General features: G+C 66.2%; 4 protein-coding genes and 1 pseudogene. 1 reads left to right on the forward strand and 4 read right to left on the reverse strand.

From position 1 onward, the window contains the following. The 4 genes from IV113_RS18210 to IV113_RS18225 all read right to left on the reverse strand — a co-directional run. On the reverse strand, positions 1 to 878 hold an 878-nt coding region (locus tag IV113_RS18210; protein WP_291087845.1), incomplete at its 3' end, for an urease subunit alpha. Continuing rightward, the gene (locus tag IV113_RS18215) at positions 878 to 1183 is read right to left on the reverse strand and encodes an urease subunit beta (RefSeq protein ID WP_291087848.1); all 306 of its coding nucleotides are present in this window, start codon (positions 1181 to 1183) and stop codon (positions 878 to 880) included. The genes IV113_RS18215 and IV113_RS18210, both read right to left, overlap by 1 nt. Before the next feature lie 11 nt (positions 1184 to 1194). Then, the gene (locus IV113_RS18220) at positions 1195 to 1365 is read right to left on the reverse strand and encodes a hypothetical protein (RefSeq protein WP_291087850.1); all 171 of its coding nucleotides are present in this window, start codon (positions 1363 to 1365) and stop codon (positions 1195 to 1197) included. 20 nt (positions 1366 to 1385) lie between these two features. Continuing rightward, positions 1386 to 1688 (reverse strand): urease subunit gamma, encoded by a 303-nt coding sequence (locus IV113_RS18225; RefSeq protein WP_291087853.1) that lies wholly within the window; start codon positions 1686 to 1688, stop codon positions 1386 to 1388. A 129-nt stretch (positions 1689 to 1817) separates the two neighbouring features. On the opposite strand from IV113_RS18225, the pseudogene IV113_RS18230 reads away from it, so the two are divergent. Further along, positions 1818 to 3117 (forward strand): annotated as a pseudogene (locus IV113_RS18230) (hybrid sensor histidine kinase/response regulator); the annotation flags it as partial.

The raw sequence follows: 3117 nt of genomic DNA on the forward strand, positions 1-3117 counted from the left end.
ACCACGCGCAGGATGTCGGGCGCGTGGCCGCCGCCCGCGCCTTCGGTGTGGAAGGCGCACAGGCTGCGGCCCTTGGTGGCCGCGATGGTGTTCTCCACGAAGCCCGACTCGTTGAGCGTGTCGCTGTGGATCGCCACCTGAACATCGGCTTCGTCGGCCACGCTCAGGCAGTTGTCGATGGCTGCGGGCGTGGTGCCCCAGTCCTCATGGAGCTTCAGGCCGATCACGCCGGCGTTCACCTGCTCGTGCAGCGCGGCGGGCAGGCTGGCGTTGCCCTTGCCCAGGAAGCCCAGGTTCATCGGCAGGCCGTCGGCGGCCTGCAGCATGCGTTCGATGTGCCAGGGGCCTGGCGTGCAGGTGGTGGCGAAGGTGCCGGTGGCGGGCCCCGTGCCGCCGCCGAGCATGGTGGTGATGCCGGATGTGAGGGCCTCGTCCACCTGCTGCGGGCAGATGAAGTGGATGTGGCTGTCGATGCCGCCGGCGGTGACGATGTTGCCCTCGCAGCTGATGACTTCGGTGCCCGGGCCGATGATGATGTCCACGCCAGGTTGGGTGTCGGGGTTGCCAGCCTTGCCGATGGCCACGATGCGCCCGCCCTTCAAGCCAATGTCGGCCTTGACGATGCCCCAGTGGTCGATGATGACCGCGTTGGTCATCACCGTGTCCACCGCGCCTTCAGCGCGCGTGCGCTGGCTTTGCGCCATGCCGTCGCGGATGGTCTTGCCGCCGCCGAACTTGACCTCTTCACCGTAGCCGCCGGCGGCCAGGGTGTAGTCCTTCTCGATCTCGATCATCAAGCCGGTGTCGGCCAGACGCAGGCGGTCGCCCACGGTGGGGCCGAACATGTTGGCGTAGGCGCTTCTTGAAATCGTGCTCATCAGAGCTTCCCTTGTGTCAAACCACGGAAACCGAAGACAACGCGGTCGCCCGCGTAATCCACCAGCTCCACCGTGCGCTGCTGGCCCGGCTCGAAACGCACCGCGGTGCCGCTGGCGATGTTCAGCCGCATGCCGTGCGCGGCGGCGCGGTCAAAGTCGAGTGCGCCATTCACCTCGGCAAAGTGGTAGTGCGAGCCGACCTGAATCGGACGATCCGCGGCGTTTTTCACCACCAGGGTGAGCGTGCGCCGGCCGGGGTTGAGGGTGTGTTCGCCCTCGTCGGTGAGGAGTTCGCCGGGGATCATGGGCCTGCCTTTCAGTGCTTGCCGCTGGACCACCACAGCGCCACGGCAATGGCCACCACCACGCCGACAAAACCCAGTGTGTCGGTGGAATGCCAGTGGGAGCCGAACAGGCCGTGGCCGTCGTGGGCGAGTGCGGGCGCGCAGAACGCGGCGGCGGCGAGGAGGGCGGTGGCAAGGCGCATGGGAGCTTTCGGTGAATGGGTCAGGGAATGGGTTGGTGCACGGTGACGAGCTTGGTGCCGTCGGGAAACGTGGCCTCGACCTGGATGTCCGGGATCATCTCGGCGATGCCCTCCATCACGTCGGCACGGGTGAGCACATTGCGGCCTTCGCTCATGAGCTGGGCCACGGTCTTGCCGTCGCGCGCGCCCTCCATCACGGCCGCGCTGATCAGCGCTACGGCTTCGGGGTAGTTGAGCTTGAGTCCACGCGCCTGCCGCCGCTCGGCCAGCAGGGCGGCGGTGAAGATCAGCAGCTTGTCTTTTTCTCTGGGCGTGAGTTCCATGGTGGTGCGTGCGTTTTCGGTGGTACTTGGGTGATCTGGTCAGCAATTCCCGTGCCCCGAGAGGGCCCGGTCGGTGGCGTGGCACGAAAGCTGCACAAATGGTGTGTGACGACCATACCCATTGTTCCCATCCGCAGCGCTCCCGCACCCACCGCAGGGCAGGAGCCGGGGCAGGACGCGCCCCAGCGCATCACCCGCGTGCGCCGCGACTACAACAGCTGGGTCGGCAGCGAGACCATGGAGGACTACGCGCTGCGCTACACCCCGCAGCGGTTTCGAAAATGGAGCGAGTGGCGCGTGGCCAACACGGCGTTTGGCGCGGCTTCCTTCCTCATTCTGGAAGCCGTGGGCGCCACGCTGCTGGTGCAGTACGGCTTTGTGAACGCCGCACTGGCCATCCTGTGCACCGGTTTGATCATCTTTCTCGCGGGCCTGCCCATCAGCGTGTATGCCGCGCGCTACGGGGTCGACATGGACCTGCTCACGCGGGGCGCGGGCTTTGGCTACATCGGCTCCACCATCACCTCGCTGATCTACGCCACCTTCACCTTCATCTTTTTCGCGCTCGAAGCCGCGGTGATGGCCTATGCGCTGGAGCTCGCGCTCGACATCCCGCCCGCCTGGGGTTACCTGATCTGCGCGGTGGTGGTCATCCCGCTGGTCACGCACGGGGTGTCGGTGATCAGCCGCTTTCAGGTCTGGACCCAGCCGTTGTGGCTGGTGATGATGGTGGTCCCTTTTGGGGCGGTGGCGGTCATGGCGCCCGAAACGTTCACCAACGTGGTGCGGTATGGGGGCGAATCCGGTGCGGGTGGGCAGTTTGATTGGCACTTGTTTGGTGCGGCGCTCACGGTGGGCATCGCGCTCATCACGCAGATGGGCGAGCAGGCCGACTATTTGCGCTTCATGCCCGCCAAGGAGCCGGGCAAGGGGCTGCGCTGGTGGGCCGGGGTGCTGGCGGGTGGTCCGGGCTGGGTGCTGCTGGGCGTGGTGAAGATGCTCGGCGGTGCCTTGCTGGCGTATCTGGCCATCAGCCACATGGTGTCGCCCGACCGTGCGGTGGACCCCAACCAGATGTACCTCGCGGCCTACGAGTACGTGTTCTCCGACTACGGCTGGGCGGTGGCCGCCACGGCCTTGTTCGTGGTGGTCTCGCAGCTCAAGATCAACGTGACCAACGCCTACGCCGGGTCGCTGGCCTGGAGCAACTTCTTCTCGCGCATCACCCACAGCCACCCGGGCCGCGTGGTGTGGGTGGTGTTCAACACCTTCATCGCCTTCATGCTGATGGAGATGAACGTGTTCCAGGCGCTGGGCCAGGTGCTCGGCGTCTACAGCAACATCGCCATCGCCTGGATCATGGCGGTGGTGGCAGACCTGGTGATCAACAAGCCGCTGGGCTGGTCGCCCAAGGGCATCGAGTTCAAGC

It is taken from the genome of Hydrogenophaga sp. (assembly GCF_018780385.1).
In the GTDB taxonomy this organism is placed as follows: domain Bacteria; phylum Pseudomonadota; class Gammaproteobacteria; order Burkholderiales; family Burkholderiaceae_C; genus Hydrogenophaga.

What these genes read in the sequence shown, in the direction of transcription:
- IV113_RS18215 (WP_291087848.1), bottom strand. Translation starts at nt 1,183, where the DNA reads ATGATCCCCGGCGAACTCCTCACCGACGAGGGCGAACACACCCTCAAC.
- IV113_RS18220 (WP_291087850.1), bottom strand. Translation starts at nt 1,365, where the DNA reads ATGCGCCTTGCCACCGCCCTCCTCGCCGCCGCCGCGTTCTGCGCGCCC.
- IV113_RS18225 (WP_291087853.1), bottom strand. Translation starts at nt 1,688, where the DNA reads ATGGAACTCACGCCCAGAGAAAAAGACAAGCTGCTGATCTTCACCGCC.